Origin of the sequence: Photobacterium sanguinicancri (genome assembly GCF_002265265.1) — a bacterium.
Lineage (GTDB): Bacteria > Pseudomonadota > Gammaproteobacteria > Enterobacterales > Vibrionaceae > Photobacterium > Photobacterium sanguinicancri.
Map to the genome: position 1 here is coordinate 1 of NZ_NOIF01000095.1, position 17,771 is coordinate 17,771.

Annotated in this window: 12 protein-coding genes and 1 pseudogene; 4 read left to right on the top strand and 9 right to left on the bottom strand. The window is 47.7% G+C overall.

The genetic code is table 11. The features are described 5' to 3' along the window. Positions 1 to 563: 563 nt before the first annotated feature. Positions 564 to 1,728: pseudogene (ltrA, locus tag ASV53_RS14515) on the top strand (group II intron reverse transcriptase/maturase). 87 nt (positions 1,729 to 1,815) lie between these two features. Here the strand turns inward: ltrA and ASV53_RS14520 are convergent. Both ASV53_RS14520 and greB read right to left on the bottom strand, forming a co-directional pair. Further along, complete coding sequence (locus ASV53_RS14520; protein WP_094957582.1) at positions 1,816 to 4,158, bottom strand: Tex family protein; 2,343 nt, start codon at positions 4,156 to 4,158, stop codon at positions 1,816 to 1,818. 160 nt (positions 4,159 to 4,318) lie between these two features. Next, complete coding sequence (gene greB / locus ASV53_RS14525; RefSeq protein WP_094957583.1) at positions 4,319 to 4,789, bottom strand: transcription elongation factor GreB; 471 nt, start codon at positions 4,787 to 4,789, stop codon at positions 4,319 to 4,321. A gap of 317 nt (positions 4,790 to 5,106) precedes the next feature. On the opposite strand from greB, the gene ompR reads away from it, so the two are divergent. Together ompR and envZ are read left to right on the top strand one after the other, a co-directional pair. Next, the gene (gene ompR / locus ASV53_RS14530) at positions 5,107 to 5,826 is read left to right on the top strand and encodes an osmolarity response regulator transcription factor OmpR (RefSeq protein WP_062688272.1); all 720 of its coding nucleotides are present in this window, start codon (positions 5,107 to 5,109) and stop codon (positions 5,824 to 5,826) included. Positions 5,827 to 5,829: 3 nt separating this feature from the next. After that, positions 5,830 to 7,170: a two-component system sensor histidine kinase EnvZ gene (gene envZ / locus ASV53_RS14535; RefSeq protein WP_094957584.1), complete on the top strand. Its 1,341-nt coding sequence runs from the start codon at positions 5,830 to 5,832 to the stop codon at positions 7,168 to 7,170. An 81-nt stretch (positions 7,171 to 7,251) separates the two neighbouring features. Here envZ and ASV53_RS14540 read toward each other — a convergent pair whose 3' ends face one another. The 7 genes from ASV53_RS14540 to ASV53_RS14570 form a co-directional block, all read right to left on the bottom strand. Continuing rightward, the gene (locus ASV53_RS14540) at positions 7,252 to 8,628 is read right to left on the bottom strand and encodes a uracil-xanthine permease family protein (protein ID WP_094957585.1); all 1,377 of its coding nucleotides are present in this window, start codon (positions 8,626 to 8,628) and stop codon (positions 7,252 to 7,254) included. 438 nt (positions 8,629 to 9,066) lie between these two features. Further along, positions 9,067 to 11,148 carry an ATP-dependent DNA helicase RecG gene (recG, locus tag ASV53_RS14545; RefSeq protein WP_094957586.1) on the bottom strand — a complete coding sequence of 694 codons (2,082 nt, stop codon included), beginning with the start codon at positions 11,146 to 11,148 and terminating at the stop codon, positions 9,067 to 9,069. Positions 11,149 to 11,164: 16 nt separating this feature from the next. Continuing rightward, a complete protein-coding gene (gene trmH, locus ASV53_RS14550) occupies positions 11,165 to 11,875 on the bottom strand; it encodes a tRNA (guanosine(18)-2'-O)-methyltransferase TrmH (protein WP_094957587.1) in 711 nt (236 codons plus the stop codon). Positions 11,876 to 11,951: 76 nt separating this feature from the next. Beyond that, positions 11,952 to 14,057 carry a bifunctional GTP diphosphokinase/guanosine-3',5'-bis pyrophosphate 3'-pyrophosphohydrolase gene (spoT, locus tag ASV53_RS14555; RefSeq protein WP_094957588.1) on the bottom strand — a complete coding sequence of 702 codons (2,106 nt, stop codon included), beginning with the start codon at positions 14,055 to 14,057 and terminating at the stop codon, positions 11,952 to 11,954. A gap of 17 nt (positions 14,058 to 14,074) precedes the next feature. Further along, complete coding sequence (rpoZ, locus tag ASV53_RS14560) at positions 14,075 to 14,350, bottom strand: DNA-directed RNA polymerase subunit omega (RefSeq protein WP_062688277.1); 276 nt, start codon at positions 14,348 to 14,350, stop codon at positions 14,075 to 14,077. Positions 14,351 to 14,401: 51 nt separating this feature from the next. After that, a complete protein-coding gene (gmk, locus tag ASV53_RS14565; protein ID WP_094957589.1) occupies positions 14,402 to 15,028 on the bottom strand; it encodes a guanylate kinase in 627 nt (208 codons plus the stop codon). Between the two features lie 235 nt (positions 15,029 to 15,263). After that, on the bottom strand, positions 15,264 to 16,436 hold the full coding sequence (locus ASV53_RS14570) for a glycosyltransferase family 4 protein (RefSeq protein ID WP_094957590.1): 1,173 nt from the start codon (positions 16,434 to 16,436) through the stop codon (positions 15,264 to 15,266). Positions 16,437 to 16,624: 188 nt separating this feature from the next. Here ASV53_RS14570 and ASV53_RS14575 point away from each other — a divergent pair, with 188 nt between their 5' ends. After that, positions 16,625 to 17,761 (top strand): glycosyltransferase family 4 protein, encoded by a 1,137-nt coding sequence (locus tag ASV53_RS14575; protein ID WP_094957591.1) that lies wholly within the window; start codon positions 16,625 to 16,627, stop codon positions 17,759 to 17,761. The last annotated feature ends 10 nt before the right edge of the window (positions 17,762 to 17,771 follow it).

Genomic DNA, 17,771 nt, shown 5'->3' on the forward strand with positions numbered 1-17,771 from the left:
TTGTGCGCCGAGCATGGTGTTGATCTAGGAGGTGAAAGTCCTCTACGGGCTCAGTCGAGCGAGAACCGTTAGCCTATGCAAGGGTGTTCACCGTGAGGTGAAATCTGAAGGAAGCAAATGGCAAAACTTGGTTGTGACGAACAGAAATCCGATAGTAGGTCACTACAACTTGGGTAACCTAGCAATAGATAGAATAGCCCAATGCCTCGACGGGAAGTGTGTAGTGATAAATCAGGCACGGCCAAGGGAAAGAGCAACGTCTTACCTCGGGAGATCTTATTGCCTGTCTCAGATGAGACTAATGCAGTAGTGATGCTGTGTGACGGGTGGTAAGAAGTCAGCAGAAGGCATAGTACCTTGAGGAAGTACAACTCAAGGGAAGGCCTGAACTGAATATATCAGGAAGCAGTCACTAGACACTCAATCATGTGGAGTCATAGCAAGATGAAAATCATCTCTACGTCCCAATGGGCGATACCGCAAGTAAAGCTCATGGTCACGAAGAATGACAAGCATGGTCGGCGTAGACAGGAGGACGAGTCTTGGTGANCTCAACTTCGTTGATGGAGCAAATCTGCTCTTCAACTAACTTGAATCAAGCTCTACGAAGAGTGAAGAAGAACAAAGGGTGTGCAGGCGTTGATAAACTCGATATTAATGCCACCATCTCAATGCTTCGACAGTCTTCAAACGGGCAAGCGCTTCGCCAGAGTCTTCTGGATGGAAGTTATCAACCGCAACCCGTTCTTGGTGTGGAAATCCCCAAACCTAGCGGTGGGGTCAGGCAACTAGGCATCCCAACAGTCCTTGATAGAGTTGTCCAACAGGCAATCACTTCAGTGCTGACAGATATCTATGAACTGAAATTCTCCGATAGCAGNTACGGATTTAGACCGAACCGCAGTGCCCACCAAGCACTAGCGGTAGCCAGTCGCTACATCCGAGAAGGGCGAGGTTATGTGGTAGATATCGACTTAGCGAAATACTTCGATACAGTGAACCATGACAGGCTGATGTATAGATTGTCACAGGACATTGCTGATAAACGAGTGTTGAAGCTCATCAGGTCATATCTACAGGCAGGCATAATGCGAAACGGGTTAGTTGAACAGAGACAACGAGGCACACCACAGGGTGGACCATTATCTCCGTTGCTCTCCAATATCGTATTAGATGAACTGGATAAAGAGTTAGATCGTAGAGGGCATAAGTTCTGTCGATATGCAGACGACTGCCAAATTTACGTAGGTAGTGAGGAAGCGGCTCACCGAGTCAAAGGGTCGATAACGGAGTTCTTGGAGCAGAAACTGAAACTCACGGTAAACCGAGAGAAAAGCGCCGCGACAAGAGTGACAGAGCGAACTTACCTAAGCCACCGCTTCCAGATAAATGGAACTATCCATATATCGAAGCCAGCGCAAACTCAAATGAAGAGACGAGTGCGGCAGATAACGAAGCGAAATCGAGGGCGAGAGTTAAAGGTTGTAATAACCGAGTTAACTCAATACCTAAGAGGTTGGCAACACTACTTCAAACTTGCCATACGTAAAAGNAGCATGCAGCGCTTGGATGAATGGATACGGCGACGGCTAAGATGCTACCGACTTAAACAACGCAAACGGAGATACATTCGAGGAGTTGGGGCTGTACTCATTGCGAGATGGGTATGAGTCACTGAAAATATATTCGGAACCGCCGTATGCGACTCACGCTTGTACGGTGGTGTGAGAGGACGGAGGCCGTGAGGCCTCCTCCTACTCGATTTATGCCGCTATAGCTGTGATCTCAGAAGGTGTGATAACAGATCGGGCGAGGTTATTTTTTCGCTTTAGCAAAGGCTGCTGCAAAAGCGCCACCCATCGCACCACCACTATTATCTTGGTTGCGTGCGTTGTTATTGGCGTGTTTGTTATGATTCGTCGCTGAGCGCGGTTGACCTTGAGGCGCTTGACCTTGTGGTTTACGTGCAGGCTTCTCTTGGCCGGGTTCGTCGCTCATTCGCATGGTCATAGCGATACGCTTACGCTGCAAATCCACTTCCATCACTTTCACTTTGACTACGTCACCAGCTTTCACCACTTCACGTGGATCAGCGACAAACTTGTCAGATAGAGCAGAGATATGGACAAGACCATCTTGGTGAACCCCCACATCCACAAAGGCGCCAAAGTTGGTTACGTTGGTGATCACGCCTTCCAGTACCATACCTGGAATCAAGTCTTTGACTTCGTGAACGCCTTCCGCAAAGGTGGCAGTTTTAAACTCAGGGCGTGGATCGCGGCCTGGTTTATCAAGCTCACTGATAATGTCCGTTACTGTGGGTAGACCAAATTTTTCATCAGTGTAATCCGCCGCTTTAAGGGTGCGTAGGAACTCGGTATTACCGATGATCGCATCGATAGGCTTGCTGTTATTCGCAGCAATGGTTTTGACCACAGCGTAAGACTCAGGGTGAACTGCTGAGCTATCGAGTGGGTTTTTACCATTCATAATACGCAAGAAGCCCGCACATTGTTCAAAGGCTTTTGGCCCTAAACGTGCCACTTTTTTCAATGCAGTACGGCTTTCAAATCGACCATTTTCATCGCGGTAGTCCACCACGTTTTGTGCCATGGTTTTACTTAAACCAGCCACTCGCGTTAAGAGTGCTGCTGAAGCCATGTTTACATCGACACCAACGGCATTTACACAGTCTTCCACTACCGCATCCAGACGTTTTGCCAGCATGCTCTGGCTAACATCGTGTTGGTATTGGCCAACACCGATGGCTTTTGGATCGATCTTCACTAGCTCTGCGAGAGGGTCTTGGAGACGACGACCGATAGAAACGGCACCACGAATGGAGACATCTAAATCGGGGAATTCGTTGGCGGCAAATTCAGAAGCTGAATACACCGATGCACCTGCCTCACTGACCATCACACTTTGTACTTTAAGATTGTTATCTTTTAGTAGTTTCGCGACAAAGGCATCTGTTTCACGTGAAGCAGTACCGTTACCAATGGCGATCAAATCAACCTTATGTTTGGTGATCAAGCTTAATACGGCCGCTTCCGATTGGGCGACTTGGCGTTGTGGTTGGTGTGGATAAATGGTTGCGAAGTCCAGTAATTTACCCGTTGCATCAATCACTGCCACTTTACAACCCGTACGTAAACCAGGGTCAAGTGCCAAGGTGGCACGAGGACCAGCAGGTGCTGCCATCAACAAATCGTTAAGGTTATCGGCGAAGACTTGCATCGCGCCGTCTTCGGCTTTTTCACGTAGCGCACTCATGAGCTCCGTTTCCATGTGCATCAAAATTTTGATACGCCATGCCCAACTGATCACTTGCTTACGCCAAGTATCGGCAGGTTGGTTGCCAAGGGTCACGCCATAGTGGTTGGCAATAATTACTTCACAGTATGAACCGCGTACGCCTTCATCTTGGGCAGGGTCGGCATTAAGTGATAGCTGTAAAAAACCTTCGTTACGACCACGGAACATAGCAAGGGCACGGTGGGAAGGGACGTTTTTCAGTAATTCGTTGTGCTCAAAGTAGTCTTTGAACTTAGCACCTTCGTGCTCTTTTCCGTCAATTACGCGCGCGGTCAGCTCTGCTTGGGTTTGCAAGTGGCGACGTACTTTATCCAGCAGTGCCGCATCTTCAGCAAAGCGTTCCATTAAAATAGCACGAGCCCCATCAAGCGCGGCTTTGGTATCGGCTATGCCTTTATCTGCGCTGATGTACTGCGCTGCGGTGGCTTCTGGTTCATGGTTAGGTTGCTGCCATAGAGTGTCTGCCAGTGGTTCTAAGCCTGCTTCAATCGCAATCTGACCTTTAGTTCGACGTTTTTGTTTGTAAGGTAGATACAGATCTTCAAGGCGGGTTTTGCTGTCAGCCGATAAAATTTCCGCTTCAAGTTGACTGGTGAGTTTTCCTTGCTCGGTGATTGATTTCAAAATCACTTTGCGGCGATCATCTAATTCACGTAAGTAGCCGAGGCGTGATTCGAGGTTACGAAGCTGGGTATCATCCAGCCCGTTGGTGACTTCCTTGCGGTAGCGGGCAATAAAGGGAACCGTATTACCGTCATCTAACAGAGTGACTGCGGCTGTGACTTGCTCTACGCGAACGCTGAGTTCGTTGGCAATCATCTGGTTGATAGCGTTGTTCATCCGTTGGTATCTCTTGGTTATGATCGTTAACTGGTGCCATTCTACGGAGGAATCCGACGCTGACAAGCAGTGTAATGTTAAGACTGTGTCAGTGTGATAATCACGATGAATCGGGCATATCACACTATATCTTATGATGAAATCGTGGCGTATTCAGCGACTAACAGTAGCGGATACTATTTACAAACCACAGCTTTCGTCCTTGCGGGGTCACCACTTCAAATTCTTCATCGACTTCTTTTTTCAACATGGCACGTGCCATGGGAGAGTCGATCGAAATATAGTCGTTACGGCCATAAATTTCATCTGGGCCGACAATGCGGAAGGCTTTACTGTCTCCCGCTTCATTTTCTATTTCAACAAACGCACCAAAGAAAACTTTGCCATCCTGCTGAGGGGAATAGTCGATCACTTTAACGACTTCCAATCGTTTACGCAGAAAGCGTACCCGACGGTCAATTTCGCGCAGGCGTTTTTTATTGTATTGATAATCTGCATTTTCACTGCGATCGCCAAGGCTAGCGGCCCATGTTACTTTTTTGGTGACTTCAGGGCGTTCTTCGTACCATAAAAACTCAAGTTCACTTTTGAGTTTGTCATAGCCCTCACGGGTGATGAGATTGGTTTTCATGCGAGTTCCTAATCATGGCGCATACTTTGATATATTCAGGAGACCCTCGACGGTGTCATGTTTTTGAGTCTTGAGTCTAAATAGTGTTACGCATTGTGGCTTAGGTCAATATTTACAAAAACAGAGTGTGACGGGTTAAAGCATTAGAATATAGGAAACAATTGCGTGTTGTTGGCTTGGCAATGCGTTACTGTGCTAGACATACCCAGTAACAATTTAGCTCACATTTTAGCTGCGAATTTAAGCTTAGGTCAGGATGACTCGAGTACTATAGCGGCTGAGAACGATAACAGGCTTGATGCCGTAAGGTAGAAGATATGCAGGAAAATTATAAAATTCTAGTTGTTGATGATGATATGCGTTTGCGTGCGTTGTTGGAACGCTACCTATCAGAGCAAGGTTTTCAGGTTCGCAGTGTCGCTAATGGCGAGCAGATGGATCGTCTGTTATCGCGCGAAACATTCCACTTGATGGTATTAGATTTAATGCTGCCAGGTGAAGATGGCTTGTCTATTTGTCGTCGTTTACGTAACGCCAATAACATGTTGCCTATTTTGATGCTGACGGCAAAAGGCGATGAAGTCGATCGTATTGTTGGCTTGGAAGTTGGCGCCGATGATTACTTGCCTAAGCCGTTTAACCCACGCGAGTTACTGGCTCGTATCCGTGCGGTTTTGCGTCGTCAAACGATTGAAGCACCGGGCGCACCGAGTGTGGACAGTAAAGTGATCGAATTTGGTGAGTTCCGCTTGAACTTAGGCACACGCGAAATGTTCCGTGGTGAAGAATCTATGCCACTGACCTCGGGTGAGTTCGCTGTATTGAAAGCATTGGTGACCAATGCTCGTGAGCCAATGTCGCGTGATAAGTTAATGAATATGGCACGTGGCCGTGAATACTCTGCAATGGAGCGTTCAATCGACGTTCAAATTTCACGCTTGCGACGTATGGTTGAAGAAGATCCAAGTCGCCCTCGTTACATACAAACGGTATGGGGCTTGGGCTATGTATTCGTACCGGATGGTAACGAGGCATAACCTATGCGCTTTTCTCCGCGCAGTACGTTCACTCGTACTTTGATCTTATTGGCTGGCTTGTTAACGGCCAGCCAAATCTTCTCGTATCTGGCTGTTTTTAACTATGCATTATTGCCGAGTTTGAAGCAGTTCAACCGCATTTTGGCCTATGAAGTGCGTTTGATGCTGAAAGAAGATGTACAACTCGCCGATGGCCATACTTTTCATTTAGATACGCCATTGCGTCGCCAGCTGTTGGAGCAGTTGGGGGTGACTCTTCACCTTGCAGACAGTGTTGAAGCCGATGAATATCGTCAGGCTTCAGAAGTGGAATACTTAAGCGAAGAAATGACTCGTGAACTTGATACCAATACCGAAGTACGGTTGGTGTTAGGGGCTGACAGTTATGTCTTATGGCTCAAGTGTGATGCGATGCCGGGCTTTTTGATGCGGGTGCCGTTATCTGAATTGCATGAAGATGATTTCTCTCCCTTATTTCGCTATAGCCTGATTATTGCCTTTATGGTGATTGCAGGTGGTTGGCTGTTTATTCGGATTCAAAATCGGCCTTTGGTCGCACTAGAACAAGCGGCTCTGTCGGTTGCTCGTGGTGAAACACCACCACCGTTGCAGGAAAATGGCGCCTCTGAAATTCGTGCGGTTACCAAGGCATTTAATCAAATGTCGGAAGGTATTCAGCAGCTTGAAGAAGATAGGGCGTTGTTGCTGGCTGGTGTGAGTCATGATTTACGTACCCCACTGACACGGATCCGCTTGGCAACAGAGATGATGTCGCCAGAAGATAACTACCTCGCTGATAGCATGATCAAAGACACTGAAGAGTGTAACGAGATCATCAGTCAGTTTATGGATTACCTTAAATCAACCAAGAAGCAGGAAGAAGAGAAGCTCGACCTGAATGCTTTACTGGAAGAGGTCGCAGATAGCGAAGGGCAACATCAGATTGACCTTGAGCTTGGCGATGTACCTGGGGTGATTTTGGCTAACAACGTGGCGATGAAGCGAGCCGTTGCTAACTTAGTGGGCAATGCCTTGCGCTATGGTAATGGCTGGGTCAAAATCTCCAGTGGTGCCACGGCAGACCGTAAATCCGCTTGGTATTGTGTTGAAGATAATGGCCCAGGGATTGAACCTGATCAGGTCTCACGAATGTTCCAACCGCTCACGCGTGGTGACACGGCGCGAGGTCGTGAAACCGAAGGAACAGGGTTGGGCTTGGCGATTGTGAAACGAATTATCGATCAGCATGATGGCGAAATTTGTGTGCGTAATCGCAGTGAAGGCGGCTTGCGAGTCCAAATCAACTTGGCGCTGCATACCTCTCGTAGTGGTAAGAAAGTGTAGCGAGATTGGGTGCAGACGGTAAGATCAAAAAAGGGTTAGCCAATGGCTAACCCTTTTTATTGGTTTTCGTATTACAGGCTATTAATCTTCTTTGGGTTCTTCAGGTAACACCAAGTTAAGAATGATAGCGGTTAAGCCGCCCGCAGCCATACCAGAAGACAGGATACTTTTTACAATGTCAGGCATGAACTGAAGGATCTCTGGTTTTTGTGCAATACCTAAGCCCATCGAAAATGACAGCGCCATGATAAGAATGGCACGGCGGTCAAGATTACAGCGTGAGATAATACGCACTCCCGATGCAGCAATCGTACCGAACATCACGATCGTAGCGCCGCCTAATACCGGTTCTGGAATTAACTGAACTAAGTTAGCCACGCCCGGAAATAAACCAAGTAGCACGAGCATACCTGCCACAAAGAAGCCGATATAGCGACTTGCCACGCCCGTTAGCATGATGATGCCGTTGTTCTGGCTAAAGGTAGAATTTGGAAAGCTGTTAAGTATTGCAGCGACACCTGAGTTGAGGCCATCAGCTAATACGCCGCCTTTGATGCGCTTCATGTACACAGGGCCAGCGACAGGCTGCTCTGAGGTTTCTGATGTCGCGGTAATATCACCAATGGCTTCAAGTGAAGTAATCGCAAATACAATCACCAGTGGAATTAATAAGCCCCAATCGAAGCCTAAACCGTACTGCATTGGTAATGGGATCGCGATGAAGGCGGTGTCTGCACTGCGAGAGGTATCAATCATCCCCATGAAGGCGGCAAGTATTGTGCCTGCAGCCATCGCAATGACGATAGATGATACGCGCAGGTAAGGGTTCTTAACGCGATTCAGTAGCACGATAAAGGCTAATACCGTACCCGCCAGCATCAGGTTATCTAGGCTGCCGAAGGTGCCACTTTCTAGTGCGGCATAACCACCGCCCATTGACGTTAAGCCGATTTGAATCAGCGTCAGGCCGATTAGGGTGACCACTATGCCTGAAACTAGCGGCGTGATAACACGTTGAGCATGCTGCAAGATGCGAGAAATAAAGACTTCAGTGAATGAAGCAACCAAGATAGTCCCGAAGATGGCGGCCATCATGGTAGGGACATCTGCACCGCCAGCTTTAAGCGCTAAACCTGCACCTATGATAGGGCCAAGGAAATTGAAGCTGGTGCCTTGAATCGATAGTAAGCCTGAACCTACTGGGCCAAAGGTTTTGATTTGGATAAACGAGGCGATACCGGAAGCAAATAACGACATACTGACAATGGTGTTGGTATCACTGGCAGGTAAACCCAGCGCCTGACAAATAATCAGCGAGGGCGTTACGACAGCCACAAACATCGCAAGAAGGTGCTGTAGTGCTGCAAATAGAGTTTGTGGTAGCGGCGGGCGGTCTTCTAATCGATAGATGAGATCAGACTTACGCGGCGCTTCAATATCGCTGTGTTGACGGGTCATGCCGTATGTTTTCCTTGGTTTATCTCTGGTTCCCTGACTGCATGCGCTGAATGGGCCGCAGTATGTATTGACTGAATATATCTGTGATTGCTGTTAATCAGCTTCAACCAACACGGGAGAGATGGAGGTGGACGAATTTTGTGCGCTATTGTAATTACCTTGTAGAAAATAGCAATCGTTTGCGTTGTTTTGCGATAAGAAAAGTCGCTACCTTGATAAATGACAAACTAAAGGGTGAAAAACAAGGTTAGTGGCTAAGGCCTTTATGTTTACAGGGCTGGAGGGATCACGGTTGAAATGTAACGGTGAAAGATATGCTTATTAACAGCGATCGCTGTGTAGTTTTGTGGGCGGATTTTCTCACTTGGGTGTTGAGTAATGAAAAGTCAGCCCTTTATGCCTATCAGAAAGAGATAAAGGGCTGCATTGCCTTGCAGGCTAAGCGTTGGAATAGTTTTCGCGCTGGCCCAGCCAGCGTTCAATAATGGCTTCGGCATTCGATGGATATTTATCGTGAATGTATCGAGCTAGCTTTTGCACTTGGGGGATAAGGTGTTGGTCACGCACCAGATCAGCGACTTTAAAATCGGCGATACCGGTTTGTTTGGTGCCGAGTAACTCCCCAGGCCCACGGATTTCTAAGTCGCGCTGGGCAATAACAAAGCCATCGCTACTTTCGCGTAACACCCCCAAGCGTTTCTGCGCGGTTTGTGACAGAGGGGCGTGATACAACAGTACACAGTGGCTGGCAACTTGGCCACGACCGACACGGCCGCGTAGCTGGTGGAGCTGGGCTAAACCTAGGCGCTCTGGGTTTTCAATCACCATTAAACTGGCATTGGGCACATCGACACCCACTTCAATCACAGTGGTTGCGACTAATAAATCGAGGTCACCGTCTTTGAACTGCGCCATGACAGCTTGTTTTTCTGCGGCTTTCATTCGGCCATGCACTAAGCCTATTTTGAGTTCGGGCAATAGGGCGGTCAGCTCATCGGCGGTGTCAGAGGCGGCTTGGGCTTCTAATACTTCCGATTCATCAATAAGGGTACAAACCCAATAAGCTTGGCGGCCTTCGGTTTGGCACGCAGATCGAATACGCTCAATGATCTCTGGGCGGCGAGAGTCGGACAGTGCCACGGTTTTGATCGGGGTTCGCCCTGGCGGCAATTCATCAATCACCGAGGTTTCCAAATCAGCGTACGCTGTCATCGCTAACGTCCGTGGGATCGGCGTAGCCGTCATGATCAGTTGGTGTGGATAGCGACCTTCATTGGCGCCTTTTTCTCGGAGTTCTAACCGTTGATGGACACCAAAGCGGTGCTGTTCATCAATGATCACTAAAGTGAGGTTGTTAAATATTACGTGGTCTTGAAATAGGGCGTGCGTGCCGACCACCATCTTGGCTTCGCCGCTTTCAATGCGCGCTAATTCGGTTTCACGGGCTTTACCTTTGAGTTTACCTGCCATCCATCCGACTTGAATATCGAGAGGATTGAACCAGTTGGCAAAGTTTTGGGCGTGTTGCTCGGCAAGCAATTCGGTTGGTGCCATTAATGCGACTTGATAGCCGTGTTCGATTGCGCGTAACGCAGCCAGAGCGGCGACTAAGGTTTTACCAGAGCCAACATCTCCTTGAACTAAGCGCATCATAGGGTGCGCGAGCGTCAGGTCTTGTTCGATGTCGGCAACGACCCGCTGTTGCGCCCCTGTTGGGCTGAATGGTAAACCAGCAAGAAACTGCTGCTTGAGATTCTGTTTGGCACTGAGCGGCCATGCATCATGACGCTGACTGTTGCTGCGTACCGCGAGCATCGATAAATTTTGAGCGAGCAGTTCTTCTAATATCAAACGATGCTGTGCGGGATGCTTGCCTTCTTCAAGTTGGTCCAGCGAGATATCAGGCGTAGGGCGATGCATGATGCGTAAGGCTTGCGCCAGCGTCATTTGGCGATCGTATAAACCTTCCGGTAATAACTCACTCACGGCGGCTTTATCCAGTAGCTTCAGCGCTTGGTCTGTTAGGCTGCGTAGGGTGAGTTGGCGTAAGCCATCGGTGGTCGGGTATACCGGCGTTAATGTTTCTTCAACACTGAGCTCGGTGGTTTCAGAAAACACCTTGTAGTCGGGGTGAATTATCTCGACCCCAAACTTACCGCGTTTAATTTCGCCGTAGGCTTTAACTTGCTTCCCTTCTGCTAAGCTGTTTTTCATCGCCGCGTTGAAGTTAAAAAAGCGAAGGGTTGCCGCGCCATTACCATCGCTGATTTTGACGCTAAGCATTTTTCGTTTGCCAAAGGTAATGCTGTTGTTGAGCACTTCACCTTGAATTGTGAGGTGCTGACCGGGCATCACACCGGCAATCGGCCAAATTCGGGTACGATCTTCATAGCGGAGCGGCAGATGAAACAACAGGTCTTGGACGGTATTGAGCCCAATCTTGGTTAGTTTTTCTGCCATTTTAGCGCCAACACCAGCAAGTTCGGTGAGGGCGATGGTATCTAGTAGCTGTCCGCTCATCGCATGTCCTTATTGGCTATTTTTGCTTGTTTTTCTTTGGTTCAATCGCCTGCATGGTTGCCCACCACGCATCGTCAGCCACGATCTGACCTTCGTTATCCAGTGGCGGGTAAGGCAAGCCTTTACGACGCGCCACTTTGGCGAGTACTGGGTGGCCGCGTTCAAACAAAATACGGTGCACCACTTCGTCAGGTAGCTGGGTGGTTGCTTGGTCGTACATGCCTGCGTTTTGGCGCTGGCGTTGTGCTTCATACAAAATGAGGGCACTGGCCACCGACACATTTAACGACTGTACCATACCAACCATTGGAATGATGATGTCTTGATCGGCAAGGTTTAAGGCTTCTTGGGTGATGCCGTTTTTCTCGCCGCCTAAGATAATCGCTGTTGGTTTGGTGTAATCCACTTCCCGGAAATCAATCGCTGTATCTGAGAGGTTGGTGGCGAGGACTTGCATGCCTTGGCTTTTTAGGTGTTGAACCGCATCAACCATGGTGTCGTGTGTTTCTAGTTCAACCCAATTACGTGCCCCCGCAGAGGTATGGCTAAGCATCCGCATCTTGTCATCTGGCCAGACGGCATGCACTTTATGGATGCCGACTGCGTCAGCAGTGCGCACAATCGCTGATACATTGTTAGGTTTGTGCACTTCTTCCATACAAACGGTAAGGTCGATTTGGCGAGTTGCCAGCACAGATTGAATACGTTGGTAACGATCAGGAGTCATAGTCGTTGATTAATATCCATAAATAAAAACGCCCAAAAGAGGGCGTTTAGAATAAGTGGTTGTTGATGCGGCTGTATCAGTTTTTCTGGCGGGCCACACGGACAACATTCGGCATTACACGAATTCGGCGCATAATATTGGCTAGGTGGATACGACCTTTGGTCGTTAAGCGAACCGTGATGGTGTATAAACGGCCATCTTTTTCTTCGGTTGCTAGCCCTTGAATATTGGAGCCTGTTGCCGCAATCGTGTTGGTTAAATCCGCCAGTGCACCTTGGTGGTTTTGCATGTCCACTTTTAGGTTAGTCACGAATTCTTGTTCAAAGTCTTCGCTCCACTCTACCGCCATGTACTTATCGGGTTCTTTTTGGTAACCACGAATATTGGCACATTCTTCACGGTGAATAACCAGGCCTTTACCCGGACTGACGTGCGCCATAATGGGGTCGCCATTGATTGGGTGACAGCAATTGGCAAACGTGAGCAAGATGCCATCAGCACCCTGGATCGGTAAGCGTCGTGCACCTTCATTATGGTTATTCAGTTCTTCAGGGTTACCTAATAAGCGGCGAGCAATCACTACACTCATTAGTTCACCTAAGCCGATATCCGTCAGTAAATCGTCCATCGATTCCAATCGCAGATCAGACAGCACTTGCTGGAGATTATCTGGATTGATTTGGTCGATGCTTAACTCACCAAGCGCATGATTCAGCAGGCGACGACCAAGGGTGATAGATTCATCACGGCGCATGGTTTTCAGTACCTGACGGATACGCGCACGGGCACGAGATGTCACCACATAGTTGAGCCATGCAGCATTGGGACGGGCACCTGGCGCACTGATAATGTCAATTGTCTGCCCGTTTTTCAGCGGTTTGCTGAGCGGGTAAGGTTGACGATCAACTCGTGCACCAACACAAGCATTACCGACATCGGTATGGACAGCATAAGCGAAATCGACCGCGGTCGCGCCGACTGGCAATTCAACAATACGGCCTTTCGGTGTAAAGACGTAAATCTCATCTGGAAACAGATCTGATTTGACGTTTTCGATAAATTCAAAAGAATTACCGGCACTTTGTTGTAGCTCAAGTAAGCTCTGCATCCAACGCTGTGCTTTCACTTGGGCGGTAGTGCCTGAGCTTTCACCGTCTTTGTAAGTCCAATGTGCTGCGACACCTTTGTCTGCCATTTGGTCCATGTCGTCAGTACGAATTTGTACTTCAACAGGCACACCATGTGGGCCGACAAGTGAGGTATGCAGTGATTGATAGCCATTGGCTTTTGGGATCGCAATGTAGTCTTTCATGCGGCTTGGGCGTGGTTTGTACAGGTTATGTACTTGGCCCAATACGCGGTAGCAGGTGTCGAGATCGGTGACCAGAACACGGAACGCGTAGATATCCATTATTGAATGGAAACGCTGTTCCTTACTCTTCATCTTGTTATAGATGGAGTACAGGTTCTTTTCACGGCCGACAACCGTACCTTTAATTCCCGCATCTTCAAGGCGACCCTCGATTTCTGCGTGAATCTTATTAATCATTTCTTTACGATTACCACGCGCTGCTGCCACCACTTCTTTGAGCACTTTATAACGGTTTGGATATAACGCTTCAAAGCCTAACTCTTCGAGTTCAGTTTTGATGTTATGAATACCAAGACGGTGTGCCAGTGGAGAGAATATTTCGAGCGTTTCGCGGGCAATACGACGGCGTTTATCCGGACGCAGAGCACCTAGGGTGCGCATGTTGTGCGTGCGGTCAGCCAATTTGATTAGAATGACGCGAATGTCATGGGCCATTGCCATGATCATTTTGCGGAAGTTCTCTGCTTGCGCTTCTTTGCGGTCGCGGAACTTCAGTTTATCCAGCTTCGATACGCCATCAACCAATTCTGCAACGGTGGCACTAAAGCGGGTTTCCAAGTCTTCCTTGGTCACTTCGGTGTCTTCGATTACATCATGGAGAAGTGCAGCCATTAACGTCTCGTAATCGAGGCGCATTTCCGCAAGAATGCGGGCCACAGCAATCGGGTGGATGATATAAGGTTCGCCACTAGAGCGAGTCTGCCCTTCGTGGGCATCACGCGCAACGAGATAAGCCTGCCTAAGAGCCTCGATGTGAGGCTCTGGCAGGTATTCGGTTGCGACTTCTTTCAGGCTATCAAAAAGATACAATCGCCCGGTTCCCTGAATTAACGGTGGTCGCCTGCAATAGCGCTAACTGCTGCTAGCTCTGCTGCTTCTTGCTCTTGAAGTTCCTGACGCTCACGAGCATCAAGAATATCCTTAGTGATAAGGCCTTCTTCGATTTCACGAAGCGCGATCACTGTGTACTTGTCGTTTTCTTCTGGAACCAGTGGATCCTTACCGCCAGTTTGCATTTGACGAGCGCGGCGTGAAGCAACTTGGATCAGATCGAAACGGTTGCCAATTTTATCAACAGCGTCTTGAACGGTTACGCGTGCCATGGAGGACTCCAGTGGTTATATAAAAAAAGAGGGAAAATTGTACAAAAATACTTACTGTTCTGCCAGTAGGGCGTTCAGCATGCTGTTATATTTAGCAGTTTGTTTGTCTTGCTTCAATCGTTCTGCGCGGATAATCGCTTTGAAATCGATAAGAGCAACATCAAAATCATCATTCACGATCACGTAATCGTATTCGCTGTAATGTGAAATCTCAGAACGTGCCTCTTCCATACGACGAGCAATAACAGCATCGCTGTCTTGGCCGCGCGCATTAAGTCGACGCTCTAATTCTTCTTTTGATGGCGGAAGAATAAACAGGCTTTTCGCTTGTGGCATCTGCTTGCGAATTTGACGCGCACCTTGCCAGTCGATATCAAGGAATACGTCGATTCCTTTGTTTAGCTGATCTTCAATCCACGGACGTGACGTACCGTAGTAATTGCCAAATACTTCTGCATGCTCAAGAAAAGCACTTTTGCTTGCAAGTTCAGTAAATTCTTCAACACTTACGAAGTTGTAATGAACGCCGTGTTCTTCACCTGGGCGCATACCGCGCGTGGTGTGAGAAACCGATACTTTCATGTCATAAGTTGGGTTGGTTTCCAATAGGGCGTTAATCAAGCTTGATTTACCCGCACCGCTTGGTGCCGACACAATGTATAACGTACCTTTGCTCATTGCTGTTTCACTCAGTGTTAGAAGGGCGCGCAGATTATCATGAACTGCGGTTAATTTAAATCAGATAGTCAAGGAATAACCAATAATCTTTTTCATGGTGGCTGTGATGTGAACTCAGTGCGGTAAATGATAACGCCCTTCTTATTTATATACTGTTAGCGCTTAATGCATTGATTGACCGTGTATTCGATTTGATCATTCAAGAATGCCATGTAATAAAAATAGCAGATCGTATTTAAAGCAGGGCGGCAAAGTTTTTTATCATGGTCTCGAAGCTGAATTGTTGCGATACACGCAGCTTATTGGCTCGGCCTATGGTTGGCCAGTAATCTTGATGTGCTAATAGCTTCTTCATTGCTTCAGGGTAATCACTTGGCGCCGCGATATAGGCTATGTTTTCGGGTGATAGCATGGTTTTAATGTCACCGACATCGGTTGAGACAACGGGCAGTCCCATTGCCATCGCTTCTAATATCGAGATCGGCATTTGCTCGGTATCCGACGATAAACAAAACACATCCCCACGGGCGAGAAATCCCCAGATGTCGGTGACGTTACCCGTTAGCTCAATACGGTCGGTTTGATCGAGCTGGATGACATATTCACGCAGTTCCTCGAGTAAGGGACCCCCGCCACCAATAATTAATTTCCCACTGGGCACGGCCGCTAAGAAGCTATCGATTAAGCGTGGGATGTTTTTTTCAGCTCGTAAGGTAGCCAGCGTAATAAAGGTCGGCTCTTGGGCCTGTTCGGTTGTTTTTGAACTGGGTGTATCTTTATCTGCAGCGGTATCTGAAGCGGTATGAGAACGCGATTCTGGCAGTGCGATGCCGTTGGGGAAATAAACTAATTGCGATGCAGCAACATGCCAATCCTGTTGTGCGATATGTTGAAGCTGGTGCGAGGGCACTACTACCTTGGTGTCATCGGACAGTGCGAGGCGACGAAAAATATTTCGGCGCGGTAAGCGATCTTGTTGCTCTTCGGGGCCAAAGCCGTCTTCCCAATGGACGTGTTTGGTGGCTGTTGCTGAGGTCGTTGCATGAGGGAAAATACGGTGTGCTAATGCCCATTCAATCGCGCCCCAATTGTAGGTCATCAATACATCATGCTGATGGTCTGCTAAATAATGCTGAATTGCCTGCATCCGCTGCAGAACATGTTGTTGTTTCAGTTGGCGTAGGTCGATGAATGTTGCATCTACTGTTTCTAGTAATTTGCTTTTAGCATCAAAGTTACCGTCTAAAGCAACAACAGTGTGACGGTAATCCTGCGGGCAGGCATTGGCGATGTGGGCAAAACGCACTTGTTGGCCACCGATCGCAAACGTGGGGAAGACATGCAGAATATTTTTTTTATGATGGGCCGTTGCTCTTGCTGAAGCTAGATTTTTTACGTTGTCATCCATCGTTCCATCCTTGGTGTGTTACATGGGAGTGTTCAGAGGGCTGTTTCTATTTTTATTGTTTTTTATGTACCCAAACTAACTATAGTAAAGAGCTATCGTGCTAGTAGTGGAATTCTTGTCATGGGAATTACACTCATTTTCAGTTTATGATGTAGTGTATTTTTTTAGCACTTTTTAGAGGTGGTCGCGTGACGAAGCAGTTATTTCAATTAAATTTACAGCAGCATTTTGGTGGTGGTGAAGTTTATACCCATTTCCTTTGCCAAGGATTAGATGCGCTGAATATTGGGTATACTCTCTTAACGCACCCTAAAGCTGATTATTGGCATAAGTTGTCATTTGGCAATACAAAAATTCAGCCTATTACTCCAGACTTAGACGGTGTAATAACAGCGCTTGGTGATGTCCCTGCGGTACTACTGACTCATGGTGGTATTGATAAAAAATGGCGTAAGCAATTGAAAGATAAGGGGCACCGTTTGATTGCGATTGCTCATATGCCTTTATATGGTCGCGATCCTTCATCTTATGATGGTTATGACGGTGTCATTGGGGTGTCACGGTATGTAATTGAAAGCTTGAAAGATGCCAAAGTGGAGAATATTTACCCAGAACCTTGGTATGGCGTCGCCTCTCTGTCTCGTCATATCGAAGAAGATACCCCCATTTTACAAGCATCGTGTTATGACTGGGATTTGCGTAAAGGCCGAGATCGCATTTTGTCATGGCTTGAACCTGTTTATGAACAATTCCGTCCTAAAGTGCAGTGGCAAAAGCAAGATGGTTTGAGTATCGGTATTGTGTCGCGTATTACGCCTATTAAACAATTTCCATTGATGTTTGAACATATAGCGCAAGCATTATCAGAAGTGCCAAATCTAAATATTGAAATCTTTGGTAGTGGTGGTTACGCCTCGGTACGTGATTTACGTAAGGCTTTGGGACCGTTAGGTGATCGCGTACGTTTCTGGGGGTTCCAGAAAAATGTTGAAGGTATTTATAGCCAGCTCGATTTTTTAATTGCAGGGCTTCCTGAAAAAGAAGCCTTGGGCTTAAATGTGATTGAAGCGCAACATTGTAATCTGCCAGTCTTGGCTGTGAAGGCTTCTCCGTTTGTCGAAACTGTCGTTGATGGTAAAACAGGGTTCTTATTTGAAGATCCACGTAACGATAATGGTGCAGACCTGAAAGCGATTCTGACTGACATTCAGAATGGGCTGCGTCCGATGCCTCAGCCGCAACAGCATAAAGCGCACCTAGATGAGTTCTCATTACCCGTATTTACTCAGCGAGTGGAGAAAGCGGTGTCGTGGTTACTTTCGTAATAGATTATAT